Source organism: Jiella pacifica (assembly GCF_010500815.1).
In the GTDB taxonomy this organism is placed as follows: Bacteria; Pseudomonadota; Alphaproteobacteria; order Rhizobiales; family Rhizobiaceae; genus Jiella; species Jiella pacifica.
In genome coordinates this window covers 61,500-77,482 of record NZ_JAAAMG010000016.1, presented here as the reverse complement: position 1 = coordinate 77,482, position 15,983 = coordinate 61,500, and the positions used below count along the sequence as shown (strand labels likewise).

Below are 15,983 nucleotides of genomic sequence, written 5' to 3'. Positions count from 1 at the left end.
TCCCTACGGGGCGGCGGTCGATCATTTGGCGCTCCGCATCCGGATCGCCTCGAACACCCGCCGCAAGGCGAAGGAACGGGCGATCGAGACGACGGTGAAAATGGCGCCCATCTTCAGGTTCTGCGCCAGCGTCGTGTGCAGCCCGAAGATCGGGAAGATCAGGATCTGCGTCACGACCGCGACGCCGTAGCCGACGATCACGTTGGCGACGGACTCGACCAGCGACATGAGGCGGGTCTGCTTCATGCCGCTGCCTCATCCATCGGCCAGCAGTTCAGCCGCGAGAGTTCGCAGCGCATGCGCCGCAACCAAGGGGACCACGCCGTTGCCACAGAGGCGAAGCCGGTCCACCCGGTGGGCCAACCCATCAGTGCCTCGACGAACAGCGGGTTCAAGGTCCGGCGCGGCTCGGAGGTATCGCTCCCAGCCATCGGCGTCACCAGGACCTGGCGGCCAAGCAGGCCGTTCACCGGCGTGTTCGCGAGTGTCGTCGCCCCGTCCTTGTGATCCCGCGCCGTCGGCGTCATCCACAATCCCACCGCATGGGTCAGATCGGCCGTCTTGCGGTTGCCCGCGCTCGGCTTGCAGCCGTCGTTCGCCATCGGCGTCGGCCAGTCCCGCGCCATGCGGTCCAGACCCTTCTCGTCTCGTCGTTCGCCGCCCCGGCTGCGGAAACTGTCGGTCTGCGGCGTGGGCCACATCGCAGCCGTGGTCGCCAGGTTCATGCCGTGCTGGCCCGCTTTCTGCGACGGCGTCGGTATTGTCTGCCTGTTCTCGTTGGCGCTGGCCCTTGGCGTCGGCCAGAGCCGCAGCAGTTCCGTCCGGTTCCCGCCACTCGACCGGGTGCCAGAGCAGGCGCGCGGGGTCGGCCAGCTCGTCCCCTTCGCGGATGGCGAGGATGAAGAGCCGCTCGCGCTTGTGGGGCGCGCCGACTTCCGCCGCCGTGAAGAGGCCTGCCGCAAGGCGGTAGCCCATGCCGACCAGTCCTGCGGCGACTTCGGGGAAGCCGAGGCGGAGATGATGGGCGACATTCTCGAGGAAGACGAAGGGCGGTTCGACCTCGCCGATGATGCGGGCGACATGCGGCCAGAGGTGGCGCGGGTCGTCGGCGCCCCGGCGTTTGCCCGCGACGGAGAACGGCTGGCACGGATAGCCCGCAGTGACGATGTCCACCGCGCCGCGCCACGGGCGGCCGTCGAAAGTTGCAACATCGTCCCAGACAACAGCCTGATCCAGGGACGCGTCTTCCATCCGCGCCACGAGAGTGGCTGCGGCGAAGGTTTCCCGTTCGACATGGCCCACAGCACGATATCCGGGGATGGCGATGGTGAGCCCGAGGTCGATACCGCCCGCGCCGGAGCAGAGGGAGAGGCCGAACAGACATGCGTCTCCGGCTCCGGAAGCGTCTCCGGAGGAAGGTAGAGCCAGGTCATGCATGTCACGCGGCGGTCTGGCGCTTTCGCGCGGGTTCGGGTTCGGCGTCCGTGTCCGGCGTATCGGTGACGTCGCCCAGCCGCTCCGCCTTCACCTGCGCGAAGGTCCGGCCGTCGCCGTCGAGGATCGCGTCCTTGTCGGTTTCGGCCTGCCAACGCTCCACGGCGACATCGACATACGCCGCGCTGATCTCCATTGCGAAGACGCGGCGGCCATTGGCCTCGCCCGCCATGATCTGCGACCCGGAGCCGGAGAACGGCTCATAGCAGAGGCCGCCCCGCGCCACATGCTGGCGCATCGGGATCCCGAAGGCGTCGAGCGGCTTCGGCGTCGGATGGTCAGGCCGGTCATCCTTGGCGAAGCTGGGAAGCGCCCATGTCGATGGCAGCGTTTCCTCGGCCACCTTCGGCGGGCGGTTCGGGCGACGCCAGCCCATGAAACAGGGCTCGTGCTTCCAGAGGTAATGCGACCGGGTCAGGACGCCCCGGTCTTTCACCCAGATGATTTGCTGATGCACAAAGGCGCCTGCCTTCTCCCAGCAGGCTTCCAGCATCGCCTGGCGGCGCGAGGCGTGCCAGCAGTACCAGGCAGCATCCTCGGCGATGGCTTCCGCCACGGCTGCAGCGATGAACCCGTCATAGAGTTCCGCGCCCTGCGAACTGTCGTCCCAAGTCGTGCCGTAGGACGCCGACCAGTCCTTGTTGCGGGTCGGATGGTTCGAGCCGTCGTAGTCGACGAGATACGGTGGATCGGTCGCGAAAAGGATCGCGCGCTCACCGTTCATCAGGCGGCGCACATCGGCCGCGCTGGTGCTGTCGCCGCAGAGCAGCCGGTGATCGCCGAGGATCCAGAGATCGCCCGTCCGCGACGCCGGATTGCGTGGGGGTTCGGGGATGGTCACCGGCGGCACGGAGCCCCCGGCGCCCTCTTCCTCGCCGCCACCGTCGAGATCGAAGGCCAGCAGCTTGTCGAGTTCGCCATCGGAAAACCCGACCAGCGACAGGTCGAAGTCTTCGGCCAGCAGGTCGTTCAGTTCCGCCGACAGCAGCGCCTCGTCCCAGGTGCCGAGTTCCGTCAGCTTGTTGTCCGCAATCCGGTACGCCCGGCGCTGCGCTTCGGTCAGGTGCCCGAGCACGATCACCGGCGCCTCGGTCAGCCCGAGCTGCGTCGCGGCCAGCACGCGCCCGTGGCCTGCTATCAGTTCGCCGTCCTCGCCGACGAGGCAGGGCACGGTCCAGCCGAACTCGGCCATGCTGGCGGCGATCTTCGCGACCTGATCCGCGCCATGCGCCTTCGCGTTCTTCGCGTAGGGCTGGAGGCGCGACAGCGGCCACGTCTCGATCGCGTCCGGGGCGAAGCTCAACGTCATGATGGGCACGGTTCCTCGGTCGGGTGGATGCCGGTGGCTTCCGGACTCCGGATGCCGGGCCGGACTCCACACGGGGTCCAGCGGCCACCAGCGGTGTCCGGTCGGAAGGCCAGCGTTCATTGGTGTTTGCGCGGGGCGCGCGTGGCTCCGGCTTCCGGGTGGCTTCCCAAAAATCCGGCCCTGTCGCTGGCGATGTTCCGCGCTTCGCCCGCCAGCATACAAATGTCGCCAGGAAGGAACCAGAAACTGCCGTGGGCTGGACCCCGGCCGGACCCTCGCTGGATACCGGGGTCCAGAAGGCCCCCGTCAACGCAAAAGGGAGAGCGAGCTTCCAGCGCACTCTCCCCATCTTGCCTTCGGAATAGCACGATCATGTTGCAGATGTCGAAGGAAAAAGTGTTGCAACACATTGGAGTCACTGTGCATTCAGCCGCGCGGCGATCTTGGTCAGCGCCAGTTGCCAGCGCCGCCAGGCGGTCGTGCGGTCGCACCCCAGCTCGCCGCTGATCTGCTTCCACGGCACCCGGGCCGCACGCGACCAGACCAGCTTGCGCTCCGCCTCCTCGATCCAGAGCACCCAGTCGAAGGTCTGCTCAAGCCGGGTGATCGCGGCGGCAGAGGGCCAGACCCGCATCGGCTGCGGCTCCATCGCGGCGATCTCGCGGCTGGTCCGCACGATGTCGGGCCAGGTGTTGAAGTAGCCCTGTGCCTTCACCGGCGGCAGCTTGCGCAGGGTGCGGAATGCCTCCTCGAAATGATCGGCGACGCAGTCGGCGGTCCATTCGCGATCAGCCATGCCGCGCCTCCCTGTCGGAAGGGCGCGGGCCGTAGAGCTTCTCGCCCAGCTGGCGGACCAGTTCACGCTCGGGCCAGGTGAGGCGGTCGTCATCAGCGGAGACCGCGAGGACGCCCTGTTCCTGCCAGCCCTCGCGCTTGACCTGTTCGGGATCCCGGCGCCGACCGCCGTAGCCATGGGGGTGCCACCTCATGCGACACCCCCTTTCGTCTCGATCGCCCAGAGCAGGATGGCGATGGCGTCGGCCTCGTTGTCGTCGGCCGGGCTGAAGCCGCGGGCGCGGACGGCGGCGACCATGGTGGCCTTGTCGGCGTTGCCCTTGCCCGAGGCGTGGCGCTTGATCGTGCCGACCGGCACGCCCTCGTACGGCACGCCGCGAAGTTCCGCCCATGCGGTCAGCGTGGCCATAAGCCCGCCGTAGATATGGCTCGCGTCGGTGCCCGCGTGGCGGCGGACTTCCTCGAACCAGATGGCGGCGACAGGACCGGACAGCCGGTCGATCTCGGTCAGCCAGTTGGTGAAGCGCAGGTAGCGCATGCCGCCGCCATCGAAGCGGCCGGGGCGGAGCGAGACGGTGCCGCTGGTGATCAGACCGTCATGGCCGCGGATCGCCCAGCCAGTCGTGGTGCCGAGGTCGAGGGCGAGGATGCAGCGGTTGCGGGAGGTGTCGAGCGGCAGCGATTCAAACCTTGCGCCGTCGCAATTCGGGATCAGAGTCGGCTGAGCCATGATGGGTCTCCTTTGCCGGTGGCCTGTGGTGGTGGAAGACGACGGCGGTCTGGTGCTTGGCGGTACGGGCCCGCCGTCGTCGGATCGGAGAGCACAAGGGAGCGTCACGGCGGCGCGCGCGGCTGACCCGGACGTATGGGAGGAGTGGCCAACCCTGTGGGGTGGCCCTCCCATACGTAGTATGGGGGTTTGACACCTAACTGTTCCGGGGCGTTCAAGTGGCTGGAATCATTGCGGAATAAGACTTCATGAAGTCTTCGGGCATGAGTTAGGGACCTAACTCTTATTTGCCCGTAACCCGTTGATTTCGTTGAGTGCACAGTTGGCGCTGTCATATGAGTCAGGCCTCACTCATATGAGTTAGGTCGTCCTCGAGCCCCTCCGGGTAGACCCAGACGGCGGGGTTTTCGACCTGCAGGCAGAGTCCGGACTGGGGGCATTTGAAGTGGCTGGGCAGGACCGGACGGGCGGTTGTGGCGACCTCGCCGGTGTCCGGATCGACATGCTCGACGGGCGCGCCGAACTGCATGCCCTCGACGCAGAGATAGCCGAACCGCGACCGGGTGACGGGGAAGCCGAACCCCGAGGCGTCGCGCAGGAACTTCACGAAGCCCTTGGTCGCCAGCACGCTGAGGCGCTCGCGGATCGTGTGCTTGCTGCCCAGACCTCCCCGGTTCTCGAAGGTCTCGGCGAACTGCATCGCGGTGTAGAGGCGCTCGCTCGCCGCCTCATCCAGCAACATGCCGAGGATGACATCGTGCTTGCGCAGCCGTTCGGCATCGAGTTTGGCGCCGACCTCCTTGCGCACCAGGCGCTCGTTCATCGGATTCAGCTCGACCCACTCGCCCTTCACCTTGTCGATGAGCTTGCCCGGCAGCGCAGGGCCGTTCCGAAGCTCGATCTCCAGCCTGCGGACGGTGCTATCCTCGTCTGGTCGGTGCATGAGCAGACCTGAGGTGTAGAAGCCGCGCAGCGCGCTGGCGCCGGAGAGCGCGAGGAAGGGATCGTCCTTGACCTGGTGCTTGCTGGCCTTGCGGGTGTGGTGAGCGAGGATGACGCCCGCATCCGGATTGACCGCCTCGCGCAGGAGCTCCACGCGGTCCTTCAGGAAGAACATCATGGCGGTGTTGTCGTTCTCGCCGCCCCCCTCAGGTCCGCCGTCGAAGAGATTGCGGATCGGGTCGATGACGATGATGTCGGGCGGCGCGTCGGCGAATGCGGCCCGCATCGCCTCGGCCACGCGGGCGACGCCCTCCGCGTCGAGCAGCAGCTTCAGCTTGGGCGTGGCGATGAAGGTGTCGCGCGCGGCGGCGATCACGGCGGCGGCCAGAGCGATCTGCTGCATGCGCTCGCGCAGGTAGTGATACTGGATCTCGGCCTGCAGGTAGAACACGCGCAGCGGCCGGGGCGGCGTGAAGCCGAGGAACGGCACGCCCGCCGCCATGTGCACGAGCCAGGAGATCAGGAAGTCACTCTTGCCGACCTTGGGCGCGCCCCCCAGCACCAGGAGACCGCCCGGCGTCAGCACGCGCGGACCGATGATGTCCTCGGGCATCGGGCTCGTGTCGTCGAGCAGCGCGCCGAGGCTGAATGTCGGCAGCGGGCTGGCCGGGGCACCGGCGTGGGCCGCGCGCAGGAGCGGCGGACCGTTGCGCTTCACATGCAACGCCCAGAGCCGTTCGGACTCGGCCATCAGCCGATCGAGCGGCCAGGACGGTCGCAACATGGCGGCGTTGTAGCCGCAGATCGCCTCCCAGCCCGCGAAGGGGTCGAGGCGGCCCTCGTGCACCAGGCGTACGTAATGGCCGATGGCGGCGCTTGCCCCCTGGAAGCGGGACCAGTCGTCCACCGCGCCTTCGCGCACCGGCGTGGTGAGCACGGCGTCGATGCCGGGCTTCGCGGTCGGCGCGGCAACGTCGCTGGCAAAGCCCACACCGGGCAGCGGCGGCATCTCGCCGACCTTTTCGGCGAAATCCGCAAGATCCACCTCGACGTCGCGATGTTCGCGGATCTGCACGAGGCGTTGATGGCCATGCTTGTGATAGACCGTGCCGGGCACCCGGATCGGCTGGTGCGCCGAGCGGAAATGCGTGTCGCCGCCGACCTTCACGGCGATCTCGCCGCGCAGGCGGCAGAGGGTGGCCAGATCCTCGCCCTCGGCGGGTTCGGTCAGTTTCCACCAGACATGGAGCTTCGCGGCACCCTCGGGCGTGCGCCCGCCGCTTTCGATGATCAGCGTCGGCGTTCCGAGGTGGCGGGTGACATGGTCCAGCTTGGCCGGGATGTCACCCGCGTCCAGATCGACGACGATGGCCTGCATCTGCAGCACATCGGCGGCGCGGGCCTGGCCCTGTTCCTCGACCGTGCCGGGAATGACATAGACGGCGGCACCTTCGCGGTTCGCCCATCCGGCGAAGGTTGTGAGTTTCTCGGGCGCAGTGTCGTCGGCCGGGATCCAGATGTTGTGCGGCTTGCCGTCCCGGCCCTGACCCTTGTCGACGAAGCCGCGTAGCGGGATCAGCCCCTCGCACCAGCTGAACACGGTGTCGAGGAACACGGCGATCTGCTCGGGATCAGGGTCGCAGCCGAACGGGTTCTCGGACGGTGGCCCGTCGTTGAAGTCCATCCACGGGTTGAAGTGCAGGATGCCGTCGTCGCTCATGCGGGAAGCCCCCAGCAGCGCTCGGACCAGGGGCAGAAGCGGCATTCGAAGAAGTCGGGCGTGGTGGCGACGCGCGGCAGAAGCTCGCCCGCATCGGTCGCCTGAAGGATCCGCACCCCGCGGTCCGACATGCGCTGCGCGAGATCGGCGTCGAAAGGCACCAGCTCATGATGAAGCTCGGCGGTGTCCTTGTTGATCGCGGTGAAGAGCGCGGGCGCGGCCGAGATGCCGGGGACCGTCCCTTCCATGTAGGCTTGGTAGAGCGCGATCTGGGCGGCGTAGACCGGCTTGGATTTCGTCACGCCGTCCTTGACGCAGGCGCGCCAGTTCTTCGCGTTCATCGTCTTGCATTCCCAGAGTGCGGGAACGGCCAGACCGAAGCCCTCGGGCCCGGCGGCAATGATGCCGTCGACATGACCGCGGATGCGCCCGCCAGCGACCGAGAAACCGAACTGGCCGCCATCGGGCCGGTTGCCTTTCCGGGTGTAGAGGTCGAAGCCCGCGCCGCGCAGCCAGGCGACGGCCAGATCCTCGAGCGCATGGCCGATGGCGAAGATGCGCAGCGATTGGCCGCTGAAGTCTTGGCCCTCGTCCTTCGGCGTCGCCGTGAACTCGAACTGAAGGGCGCGCTCGCAGGCATGGCCGAGGCGCGAGCCGCCGAGATAGTCGCGGGGCGGCCGCGTCGCCTGATCGGCCGTGAGCGCCCGATCGACGGCGGCGTTGACCTTGTCGGCAAAGCTGGGGCGGCGGTTATAGTCCAGCATGCTGGCCTCCCTCGTAGCTGCGGTGGGCGAGCCCGTGGCAGGTCGAGCAGAGCCATTCGACCGAGAGCGGCGCGTCATAGTCGTGGTGATGCGCTTCGAGGTCGGTCACGCAGCCACATCGCTGACACCAGACCGGCACGACGATCCGACAAGCCTTGACGGCATGCCGGACGATGCTGTGGGCCCGATATTTCTCGGCGTGGCGCAGGCGATAGCGACGCTGCGCCTCCCGATGCTTCTCGGGGTTCCTGAATTTCTGCGCGTAGGCGCGCTGGTATTCCCGGCGGCAGTCGCGGCACCAGGTCTGCCGACCATCGGGACTGAGCCGGCGGCGTCCGAACTCGCAGACGTCCTTCTCGACGCCGCATTTCGTGCAGAGCTTGGTCAAAACGGCACCTCCGGCGTCTGCGCCCGGGCGATGTCGGACATGGCCTCGCGGAAGCCCTCGACGGCTTCCTCGATCAGCGCGCGCACCTGCGGCTCGGTCAGATCGGCGAGCGGGGTGGCCCAGCCGATCTCGTCCATCAGCAGGGCGACGCGCTTCATGGTGGCGGTGATCGCGGCGCGCTCCTCCTCGGTCAGGTCAACCATGGCGAAACGCTCCCGCGCCAAGCGCGTCCAGAAGGACTGGCAGGGCATTGAGCAGAACCAGACCGAGGGCCGGGGCCGCTTCGACCGGTGCGGATCGAACCAGCCAAAACCACGGGTGGGTTGCCGGCAGACAGCACAGAGCGTTCCACGCGGATGCCAGAGCGGCCGTCGGTCCTCGGCGGTGATGGGGGTGGATGTGGGCATGGGTCATGCAGCCCTCCGTTCGGGAGAGGCCGCCGTGTCGATCAGCTGGCGGATGGCGCGCTTGTTGAAGCCGAAGGTCATCAGCGCGGAGGCGCGGTAGCGCGTCAGGCCGAAGTCATGGCGGCACTCGGGCGGCAGGTACTGGAGCTGCTTCTCGGTCGGCGGCTGGCGGAGCCAGGAACGGGTCTTGAAGGCGCTCTCGTCGGTCTCGTGCGTGTTCAGCCAGTCGTCAGCCTGCGCGAGGCAGACGGTGCGCTCGCCCACGCCCAGCAGATGCGGGCGTTCGCCCTTCGCGCCGCCGATGGCGTACCAGACCCCGTCCAGCCAGAAGATGCCGCCCCAGGCCGCGAAGCCCGTGGCCATCAGCGCGTCGTCCGTGCCGTAGAGGTCGACCCACGCGAAGCTGGACCGCTTCAGCAGGTCGATTTCCGTCATCATGAAGCCCGACAGCGGCGCGGTGCCACCACCTTCACCAGCGCCTTCATCCTCGCGCGGGAAAGCCTCGCCGCAGAGCGGGCATTCGGTGGCGGCCAGCGGGATTTCCGCCTCGCAGGCCGGACAGGTCTTGGTCGGCGCCTCGCCGGTTTCGGTCTTGCCGTCGAGATCGACATCCTGTTCCAGCGTGCCGTGGATCAGGCTTGAGGTGCCGAAATCCAGCACGACGCAGTCGGTCTTGACGATGCCGGGGTGTTCCTCGGGGTCGACGGTGCGCAGGCCGCGCCCGACCATCTGGATCATGGTGGACTTGTAGGAGCTGGGGCGCAGCAGCACGACGCAGGAAGTGGGCGGATGGTCCCAGCCCTCCGTCAGCACCGCCACGTTGACGATGACGCGGATGTCGCCCGCCGCGTAGTCGGCGAGGATCGCCTTTCGGGTCTCGGCCGCCAGATCCCCGTGGATCAGCGCGGCGGAAACGCCCGCCGCCCTGAAGGCGTCGGTGACGTGCTCGGCATGGGCGACGGTGGAGCAGAACACCACGGTCTGCCGGTCGCCCGCCTTCTCCTTCCAGTGGCGGATCACCTCGTCGGTGACGGGGGCGCGATCCATGATGCCCGCCACCTCCGCCATGTCGAAATCCGCCATGGTCTTGCGGACCGAACGCAGCTCGTCCTGCACGCCCACGTCGATGACGAAGGTGCGCGGCGGGACGAGGTGGCCCGAGGCGATCAACTCGCCCAGCCGCACCTGGTCGGCCACGTTGTCGAAGACCTCGCGCAGGCCCTTCTTGTCGCCACGGTTCGGCGTCGCCGTGACCCCGAAGATGCGGGCGTCGGGATTGACCTCGCGCACCCGGTTGATGATGCGGCGATAACTGTCGGCGACGGCATGGTGCGCCTCGTCTACGACGAGCAGGTCGAGACGCGGCATGTCGGCGAGGTTCGAGGCGCGCGCCAGCGTCGGCACCATGGCGAAGGCGACCTGGCCGCCCCAGGACTTCTCCGTGGCGTCGATCACCGAGGTGGCGACGCCCGGCACCACGCGCTGGAACTTGGAGCGGTTCTGCGCGGTCAGCTCGTCGCGATGGGCGAGCACGCAGGCCTTCGCGCCGTCTGCGATCATCTCGCCGGTGACCGCCGAGAGCATGATGGTCTTGCCCGCACCGGTGGGCGCCACGCCCAGCGTGTTGCCGCGGGAAGCGAGCGCAGCCACGCTGCGCTCGACGAAGGTCTTCTGGCGGGGGCGCAGGCGCATGGCCGATCTCCCCTTTACTGCGCCCAGCTCGGCCGACCGGCGGCACCGGGGGCGGACGCGGGCTGGCTGGGCTGGGTGGCCGTGGAGGGCTGCTGCGGGGAATGGCCTTGGGCCGGGGCGGCGGTGAACTGCGGCGCGACCGCGCCCATCAGCGCTGCGTAGTCGCGGTGATCGGGCGTGACGGCAGCGCGGATCTCGTTCTTGTCCTCGCCGTTGGTGTCGGTGCCGATGTCGATGCGGGCGACGAACTCGACGCCGTCGAGATCACCGAAGCCGTTGATGCGGCGGCGGGCCTGCGCCTCGGGCGAGTTGTCCTTGTCCGACACGCCGCGCGCCGAGTTGAGGATGCCGCGGATCAGGCCGCGCCCCATGTTGGCCCAGTCCGGACCCTTGGGGCTGTAGAGGCCGATCAGCGACCAGACCTTGCGGCGGGCATAGGGCCCTTCCAGCACCGTGTATTCGGCGTCGAGATAGACGGCGCCGGTGGCGGCGCGGCGCGCCCAGCCACCGGTCCAGCCCTGCGAGGGGTCGTCGAAGCCGCCCGGGCGCAGGGTGAGCCGCACCTTGGCGAGCGTGCCTTTCGGGATGACGTTGGTGTTCGATTGGGCGGAGTTGAAGTCGTTCCAGGGTCCGGACATTGCGCGGCTCCTTTCAGTTGGAGGATGGGACGCGCAGCGGCGTCAGAAGGGAAAAGCCACCCCGGCGACCGGATCGGGACACCGGGCGTGGCGAGAGGCGCTCAGCCATGGCCGGGCTCCTGCGCGGGCGCGGGATCGGCGGGCGTCACCGGCGGCCAGGTCAGGCGTTCGGAGGCAGGCGCCGCGGGGCGCTGGATCTTCTCCATCAGCCGGCCGAGATGCGGGGCCTCGACCATGTCGAGACGGCCCGAGCGGTCCTTGGCCGGATAGCCCCAAGGGTTCAGCGTCTGGCAGACGAAGGCGCGCTGCGGCTGGCCGCCCGGGTCCGGGATGTCGGCCATGGTGATGACCTGATCGACGATGCCCGGCAGTTCGAGCCCGGTCTTCGAGCCATCGATCTGCGGCTGGAAGACCTTGCGATTGAAGTCGTCGAGCCGCTCGTCGAGGATGCCCACGAACCAGACATGCTTGCCGCGCGTGTGCTGCAGATGGGTCAGCCACCCGATCATCTCGCGGCCGTGCAGCCCGTAGGCGCCGCGGATGTCGGGCTTGCCGGTCTTCTCCGAGAAAGCCTCGGGCTGGCCGCGACACCACTGGAAGCAGAGCCGCCCGGCCACGGTGATCGAATCGATGAAAACCGTCTCGTACTTCTCGATCACCGCCGGATCGCCGTAGCGCCCGCAGACCTCGTCGAAATGCGCCTGGCTGTAGGGCTGGTCCTCGCGCAGCGCCGGGTTCGGCCCGCCGATGAACACCGCGAAGTCGCGGCATTCCTTCCAGGTGCGGGGCCGGAGCGTGTCGATCTCCAGCCCCTCGACAGCCAGGTCGCCAGCCTCGAGATCGAGGAAGAGCGTGGTCGAGGCGTTCAGCGTCCAGAGCAGGCTGGTCTTGCCGATGCCGGACCGGCCGAAGATGACGCCCTTGATGCCCTTGCGCTGCGCGAGCCGTTCGTCGGCGCCGATGATGGGAAGGGCCATCACTGGCCCTCCTTCTTCATCACCGCCGTGGCGGCGCGATCTGCGCCGATGCACCCCGCCTCGCGGGCGAGCTTGTAGAGCCGCTTCAGCGCATCGGCGCGGCGGTAGGCGGCCGAGCTCTCGCGCTCCGCCTCCACGATCGCGAAGGCGATCTCGTCGACGGTCGCCTCGACGACCGGTAGCGGCTCGCGCGGCTCGTCACCCGCGCGCTGCGGGAAGGCGATGGTTTCGGGGAGGTCTTCGAGCGCGTAGCTCGCCTTGCGAAGACGGGTGATGTCGTCCGGCTGGTCCGGCATGGCGGTTCTCCGTGAGATGATGTGATCGAGGAGGCGCATCACGCGGCCTCGCGGACGTCGGGCGCGGGCTCGGCGACGTAGATCGCCAGCAGCGGCGTCCCGTCGGCGTGCATGCCGGCGTCCTCGATCTGATAGTTGCGGTTGGGCTCGCAGACCTCGGTCAGCTCCCAGCGGCGATAGAGCCCCGGAAGACGCCTGAAATCCTCGAGCGACAGATCGGCAGTGCGGTTCATGCGTGTCTGCTTTCGGTTGGAGGGAAGGCGCTCGGGGCGCTCGAATGGGAAAAGCCAATGGCGGGACCGGATCGGGACATCCGTTCAGGGGATTTCCTAGAGGGCGGCGTGCAGCCGGCGCATCGCGCGCTGGTACCGCTTGCGGGCGGCGGCCTCGGTCAGGCCCAGTTCGACGGCGACCTCGGCCTGGGAGAAGCCCTCGATCGCCACGCGGATCACCAGCAGGGCGTCGTCGCCGAGCAGCTTCCGCACGGCGCCGTTGAGCCGCGCGTATCCGGCCGCGCCGATCCCGCTGTCGCCGCTGTCCGCCACTTCATCGGGATCGGCGCTGCTGGCGAGATGTTCGCGCGCCGTGTCGCGCTGGCGCACGCGGATCATGTCGCGCTCGACGTTCCGAAGCACCGTGGCCGCGATCCAGTTGACGCGCCCGAGGTCGAGGCCGCGGACCGCCTCGGTGGTGCGCGCCAGCACGTCGGACGCGATCTCGTCGGCGGTGCCGATCCTGCGCCAGATCGACCGGCGGCGGATGGCGTCGAGGCCGGGCCAGAGTGCCAGCAACAGCAGCGTCAGAGCGCAGTCGGACGCGGGCCCGTCGCCCTGCGCCGCCCTGACGAGCGCGGAGAGGATCACGTTCTTCTGGCCCTGATCGCCGGGCGTGCGGTGCAGCCCGTCCAGCAGGGCCGCCGGATCGCGGAACGGCGCGAGGGCGGCCTGCGCACGCCGGATGGCGTCGAAACTGCGCTGAAAGTGAAGGTTGGAGGATGAATGCATGAGGTGATCACGGATCTCGTGCCACGCGAAGGACATCGGACGCCTGCCTTGCGGCCAGGCGTCCGGCGCCTTCTCGTGGCCAGGTCAGGACGTCGCGCGTCTCTGCGATTTCAGGGGGTTGGGTGGATGCGCGCGTCAGCGCGCGGGTGCGGTCGCGTGGTTCAGCGTGCCGCAGCCCCGGCAGGTCGCCTGAACCGGGAAGCCCACGAGATACTCGTGCCCCCGCGCGAAGCGCAGGTGCATGCGGCCGTCCCGGCTGACGCCGAGCAGCTTGTCACAGCGCGTGCAGCGCCATTCCGCATTGGAGGTGGTGAGCTTGGTGTTCGCGGCGCCGGACCAGCTCGTCTGGGCCGCCTGGCGCGAGGGGAAGGGAGTCGGCATCGGGGTGCTCCTCTGACTGAGTGAGCACCCCTAGTGACGGCCCGAATCGGAGATGGTCAGACCCCCCAAACGGAGATCAAACGGAGATGGGTTCCTCGCAAAGGGCCCAGTGGCCATGCCGGGGCGAATACAGGTACCGGTTGTTCACCTCATCCCATTCATCGCCAAACAACTGAGGCAGCTGAGAAAACCCGGCGTACGTCTTCAAAACCGCGAGCTTCACACCGCCTTCCCGATCACGGTGAGCCATGTAGAGACGCTCGAACAGCTTCACTTTTTTCGCGCCAGTGACGATCCACGGATCCTGACCGGGAACGGTGATCTGAGCGGCGCCATCGTCTTGCCTGCGGAAGTGCACAGCGGCTCCGCGCGCAGCCGGATCGATCGCAGCCTCATAGGAGGAGCGGACCGCATCCGCGTCGATCATGCCGGTATCGGCATCGACATGATCTCTGAGGCTCAGGACGACATGGCAACCGAAATAGGGAAACCGCACGTCCTGTGGCACGAAGACGATCCCGCGAATTCGGTTGCCTTCGCCCCGGGCGAGGCGGTCGGACGCATCAAGCACTTTGTCGACCGATGTCGCCCGTGCGAGGTAGATCGGCGCCTCGGCCAGGCCGATGGTCGCGACACCCAACTGATGGAGATGATCGGCGAGTTCCCGCACGCGACCTTTCAGGCCCATCGGCTTGAGCAAGTCACGCAGCGCATCTCGCAGGTAATCGAAACGGATCTCGTACTCGGAGACATCCTCTGCCGGGACCGTCGACCCCGTTCCGCCTTCGACCAGCGTCAGCGTGGCCTCGTCGCTCGTGCCGTCCCGCTCGACGTTGTGAACGACTTCACCAAGCTCATCGTCCTCGAACAGGATGACATCCGACCATCCCTTGCGTGTCAGGAAACCGGCGCCGGTCAACTCGTCGGCGGCAACACCAAGTTCATCGAGGTTCTGGCCGGACGCCTTCTCGGAAGCGAGGTCGTAGAGCGTCAACAGCTGCGGAAGCTTCTCCTTGCGCTGCGGCTTCGAAAGGTCGCCTATGCGTTCAAGCACACCCCAGGCTTCGAGGAGATCGTAGCCCAGCTCTCGCTTGGCGGGGTCCCGTTCGCTCTGGATGTTCGACTTGTTCCTTCCGAAGACGTCGAACTGAAGGACACCTTTTCGCCCGCGCCCGTCCACATGCTCGATCCGGAAGCGGACCTTCGTGACATAGCCGCCGCCCGCTTTCGGGATGATCGCCCCGAAGACGCTCCTCGCGATCGCGTCGATGTCGTCCTCCGGCGCGACACTGAGGGTCACCTTCCGAGACCAGTCGCCCAGCGCGACCTGAACTTCGATGATGCCTGCCTTCTTGACCCGATGCGCTTCTTCATCGGGTATCGGCAGCTTGAGCGAGTTTCGGAAGCGAGAGAGGTTGTAAGTCTTCTGGGTCAGGGGCTTGTTCGAAATGTCGTGCTTCAGAGTATCTGCGGCGAACAGATTGGCGACGATCTTGCGTTCCACCCTGTCGCGCGAACACACCTCGATCCGTCGCCGGGCATGCGAATAGACCAGCAGCATCTCATCAGGTGGGCGGAAATAGAGCAGCTTCGTCGACTTGTCCGGCTGGACGGTTTTCTGGCTCGCATAGGCGCCGAAGAAGGTCACAGCCAGCAAGACGTCCTGACTCTCACCGTTTTCGGCGGGTAGGTCGACAGCCTCCACTTTACAGCCATCGTCATGCTGCAGGCGCTCGGCGATCTCTTTCGAGAGCGCATCATGGTCGACACCCGCTGCCGCTAGGGGAATTGAGGCATCTATCGACCACGCCTCGTATAGCGTTCCATGCTCGCGGTAGACCCGCACCTGCATCGCACGCTCAGCGGCTTCGAACAGTGCTATGGCATGGAGGTAAGCCCAAAGGCTTCTGGCGACCGCGTCGCGCTGCCCCTTCAACCCTTCCTTCGCAGCGAAGCGCGGGTCTTCGGCGAGCCGACGGAGCATCGCATCAGGCGTCGTGTCGGTCATCAGCATGACGCGACGGGCCTCGATCTCGATCAGGTTAATTCTGTCACTCTTCAGAGCCTTCAGAGCTTCCGCCATTCTTTCGGTGCGGATCTGATCTTCAGCATCGGCGGGCACAGCGGCCATTGCATCGCTTAGGAATACCGAAAACTGCGAGTGCGAAAGAAATTCGCTGATCAATTGGATTGGAGATTCAATAAACAGGCGCGAAAGCTCCGGCGCCCCGCGAAACAATGACCTAGCCACCTGGCCCTCCTACTTGCTGCCCTCACTAGACTTTGCGGAACGCCAGTCTGACGATTCAACCGAACAAAACAAGACCGAAGCGCAACCTGAAGCGGCAGTGGTATCCATCATGATCGTTTCTGGAGCGCTGTCCCGATCCCGCGCGGCAGGTGGCTTTTTACGGATGAAGCCCCTGCAGCCCGGACCCGCCCCGCA

General features: G+C 67.2%; 18 protein-coding genes and 1 pseudogene. All 19 read right to left on the bottom strand.

Features of this window, described 5'->3' with window-relative positions; translation table 11 throughout:
* Positions 1-21: 21 nt before the first annotated feature.
* The 19 genes and pseudogenes from GTK09_RS18215 to GTK09_RS18130 all read right to left on the bottom strand — a co-directional run bounded on the left by GTK09_RS18215 (position 22) and on the right by GTK09_RS18130 (position 15,788).
* Positions 22-246, bottom strand: coding sequence for a DUF7220 family protein (locus GTK09_RS18215; RefSeq protein WP_028720220.1), 225 nt, complete (start codon positions 244-246; stop codon positions 22-24).
* Positions 243-725: a hypothetical protein gene (locus GTK09_RS27545; RefSeq protein ID WP_177208252.1), complete on the bottom strand. Its 483-nt coding sequence runs from the start codon at positions 723-725 to the stop codon at positions 243-245. Before GTK09_RS27545 ends, GTK09_RS18215 begins: the two co-directional genes overlap by 4 nt.
* A gap of 202 nt (positions 726-927) precedes the next feature.
* Positions 928-1,437 (bottom strand): annotated as a pseudogene (locus GTK09_RS27540) (DNA cytosine methyltransferase); the annotation flags it as partial.
* A gap of 1 nt (position 1,438) precedes the next feature.
* Positions 1,439-3,025 (bottom strand): site-specific DNA-methyltransferase, encoded by a 1,587-nt coding sequence (locus tag GTK09_RS18205; RefSeq protein ID WP_246217987.1) that lies wholly within the window; start codon positions 3,023-3,025, stop codon positions 1,439-1,441.
* Positions 3,026-3,218: 193 nt separating this feature from the next.
* Positions 3,219-3,599, bottom strand: a complete 381-nt coding sequence (locus GTK09_RS18200) for a DUF6362 family protein (protein ID WP_018303644.1) — start codon at positions 3,597-3,599, stop codon at positions 3,219-3,221.
* Complete coding sequence (locus GTK09_RS18195; RefSeq protein WP_028720215.1) at positions 3,592-3,792, bottom strand: hypothetical protein; 201 nt, start codon at positions 3,790-3,792, stop codon at positions 3,592-3,594. Before GTK09_RS18195 ends, GTK09_RS18200 begins: the two co-directional genes overlap by 8 nt.
* Entirely contained in the window at positions 3,789-4,328 is a 540-nt protein-coding gene (locus tag GTK09_RS18190) for a crossover junction endodeoxyribonuclease RuvC (protein WP_246217986.1), read from the bottom strand. Before GTK09_RS18190 ends, GTK09_RS18195 begins: the two co-directional genes overlap by 4 nt.
* 340 nt (positions 4,329-4,668) lie before the next feature.
* On the bottom strand, positions 4,669-6,990 hold the full coding sequence (locus GTK09_RS18185) for an AAA family ATPase (protein ID WP_203561090.1): 2,322 nt from the start codon (positions 6,988-6,990) through the stop codon (positions 4,669-4,671).
* Entirely contained in the window at positions 6,987-7,754 is a 768-nt protein-coding gene (locus GTK09_RS18180; protein ID WP_163464888.1) for a hypothetical protein, read from the bottom strand. Before GTK09_RS18180 ends, GTK09_RS18185 begins: the two co-directional genes overlap by 4 nt.
* The gene (locus GTK09_RS18175; RefSeq protein ID WP_163464887.1) at positions 7,741-8,142 is read right to left on the bottom strand and encodes a hypothetical protein; all 402 of its coding nucleotides are present in this window, start codon (positions 8,140-8,142) and stop codon (positions 7,741-7,743) included. Before GTK09_RS18175 ends, GTK09_RS18180 begins: the two co-directional genes overlap by 14 nt.
* Complete coding sequence (locus tag GTK09_RS18170) at positions 8,139-8,345, bottom strand: DUF6511 domain-containing protein (RefSeq protein WP_050474573.1); 207 nt, start codon at positions 8,343-8,345, stop codon at positions 8,139-8,141. The genes GTK09_RS18175 and GTK09_RS18170 overlap by 4 nt, the downstream gene beginning before the upstream one ends.
* Before the next feature lie 207 nt (positions 8,346-8,552).
* The gene (locus tag GTK09_RS18165) at positions 8,553-10,241 is read right to left on the bottom strand and encodes a DEAD/DEAH box helicase (protein ID WP_163464886.1); all 1,689 of its coding nucleotides are present in this window, start codon (positions 10,239-10,241) and stop codon (positions 8,553-8,555) included.
* A gap of 14 nt (positions 10,242-10,255) precedes the next feature.
* A complete protein-coding gene (locus GTK09_RS18160) occupies positions 10,256-10,879 on the bottom strand; it encodes a hypothetical protein (protein ID WP_163464885.1) in 624 nt (207 codons plus the stop codon).
* 101 nt (positions 10,880-10,980) lie between these two features.
* Complete coding sequence (locus GTK09_RS18155) at positions 10,981-11,856, bottom strand: ATP-binding protein (protein WP_163464884.1); 876 nt, start codon at positions 11,854-11,856, stop codon at positions 10,981-10,983.
* Positions 11,856-12,152, bottom strand: coding sequence for a hypothetical protein (locus GTK09_RS18150; RefSeq protein ID WP_163464883.1), 297 nt, complete (start codon positions 12,150-12,152; stop codon positions 11,856-11,858). The genes GTK09_RS18155 and GTK09_RS18150 overlap by 1 nt, the downstream gene beginning before the upstream one ends.
* Before the next feature lie 38 nt (positions 12,153-12,190).
* Complete coding sequence (locus GTK09_RS18145) at positions 12,191-12,385, bottom strand: hypothetical protein (RefSeq protein ID WP_163464882.1); 195 nt, start codon at positions 12,383-12,385, stop codon at positions 12,191-12,193.
* A 96-nt stretch (positions 12,386-12,481) separates the two neighbouring features.
* The gene (locus GTK09_RS18140) at positions 12,482-13,192 is read right to left on the bottom strand and encodes an RNA polymerase sigma factor (protein WP_163464881.1); all 711 of its coding nucleotides are present in this window, start codon (positions 13,190-13,192) and stop codon (positions 12,482-12,484) included.
* Positions 13,193-13,291: 99 nt separating this feature from the next.
* Positions 13,292-13,537 carry a hypothetical protein gene (locus tag GTK09_RS18135; protein WP_163464880.1) on the bottom strand — a complete coding sequence of 82 codons (246 nt, stop codon included), beginning with the start codon at positions 13,535-13,537 and terminating at the stop codon, positions 13,292-13,294.
* Between the two features lie 76 nt (positions 13,538-13,613).
* Positions 13,614-15,788, bottom strand: coding sequence for a hypothetical protein (locus tag GTK09_RS18130; protein ID WP_163464879.1), 2,175 nt, complete (start codon positions 15,786-15,788; stop codon positions 13,614-13,616).
* Positions 15,789-15,983 lie beyond the last annotated feature (195 nt).

Bases quoted from the DNA above. Each gene is read 5' to 3' on its own strand.
- GTK09_RS18215 (WP_028720220.1), bottom strand. From the start codon at position 246: ATGAAGCAGACCCGCCTCATGTCGCTGGTCGAGTCCGTCGCCAACGTG.
- GTK09_RS27545 (WP_177208252.1), bottom strand. From the start codon at position 725: ATGAACCTGGCGACCACGGCTGCGATGTGGCCCACGCCGCAGACCGAC.
- GTK09_RS18200 (WP_018303644.1), bottom strand. From the start codon at position 3,599: ATGGCTGATCGCGAATGGACCGCCGACTGCGTCGCCGATCATTTCGAG.
- GTK09_RS18195 (WP_028720215.1), bottom strand. From the start codon at position 3,792: ATGAGGTGGCACCCCCATGGCTACGGCGGTCGGCGCCGGGATCCCGAA.
- GTK09_RS18190 (WP_246217986.1), bottom strand. From the start codon at position 4,328: ATGGCTCAGCCGACTCTGATCCCGAATTGCGACGGCGCAAGGTTTGAA.
- GTK09_RS18185 (WP_203561090.1), bottom strand. From the start codon at position 6,990: ATGAGCGACGACGGCATCCTGCACTTCAACCCGTGGATGGACTTCAAC.
- GTK09_RS18180 (WP_163464888.1), bottom strand. From the start codon at position 7,754: ATGCTGGACTATAACCGCCGCCCCAGCTTTGCCGACAAGGTCAACGCC.
- GTK09_RS18170 (WP_050474573.1), bottom strand. From the start codon at position 8,345: ATGGTTGACCTGACCGAGGAGGAGCGCGCCGCGATCACCGCCACCATG.
- GTK09_RS18165 (WP_163464886.1), bottom strand. From the start codon at position 10,241: ATGCGCCTGCGCCCCCGCCAGAAGACCTTCGTCGAGCGCAGCGTGGCT.
- GTK09_RS18160 (WP_163464885.1), bottom strand. From the start codon at position 10,879: ATGTCCGGACCCTGGAACGACTTCAACTCCGCCCAATCGAACACCAAC.
- GTK09_RS18155 (WP_163464884.1), bottom strand. From the start codon at position 11,856: ATGGCCCTTCCCATCATCGGCGCCGACGAACGGCTCGCGCAGCGCAAG.
- GTK09_RS18150 (WP_163464883.1), bottom strand. From the start codon at position 12,152: ATGCCGGACCAGCCGGACGACATCACCCGTCTTCGCAAGGCGAGCTAC.
- GTK09_RS18145 (WP_163464882.1), bottom strand. From the start codon at position 12,385: ATGAACCGCACTGCCGATCTGTCGCTCGAGGATTTCAGGCGTCTTCCG.
- GTK09_RS18140 (WP_163464881.1), bottom strand. From the start codon at position 13,192: ATGTCCTTCGCGTGGCACGAGATCCGTGATCACCTCATGCATTCATCC.
- GTK09_RS18135 (WP_163464880.1), bottom strand. From the start codon at position 13,537: ATGCCGACTCCCTTCCCCTCGCGCCAGGCGGCCCAGACGAGCTGGTCC.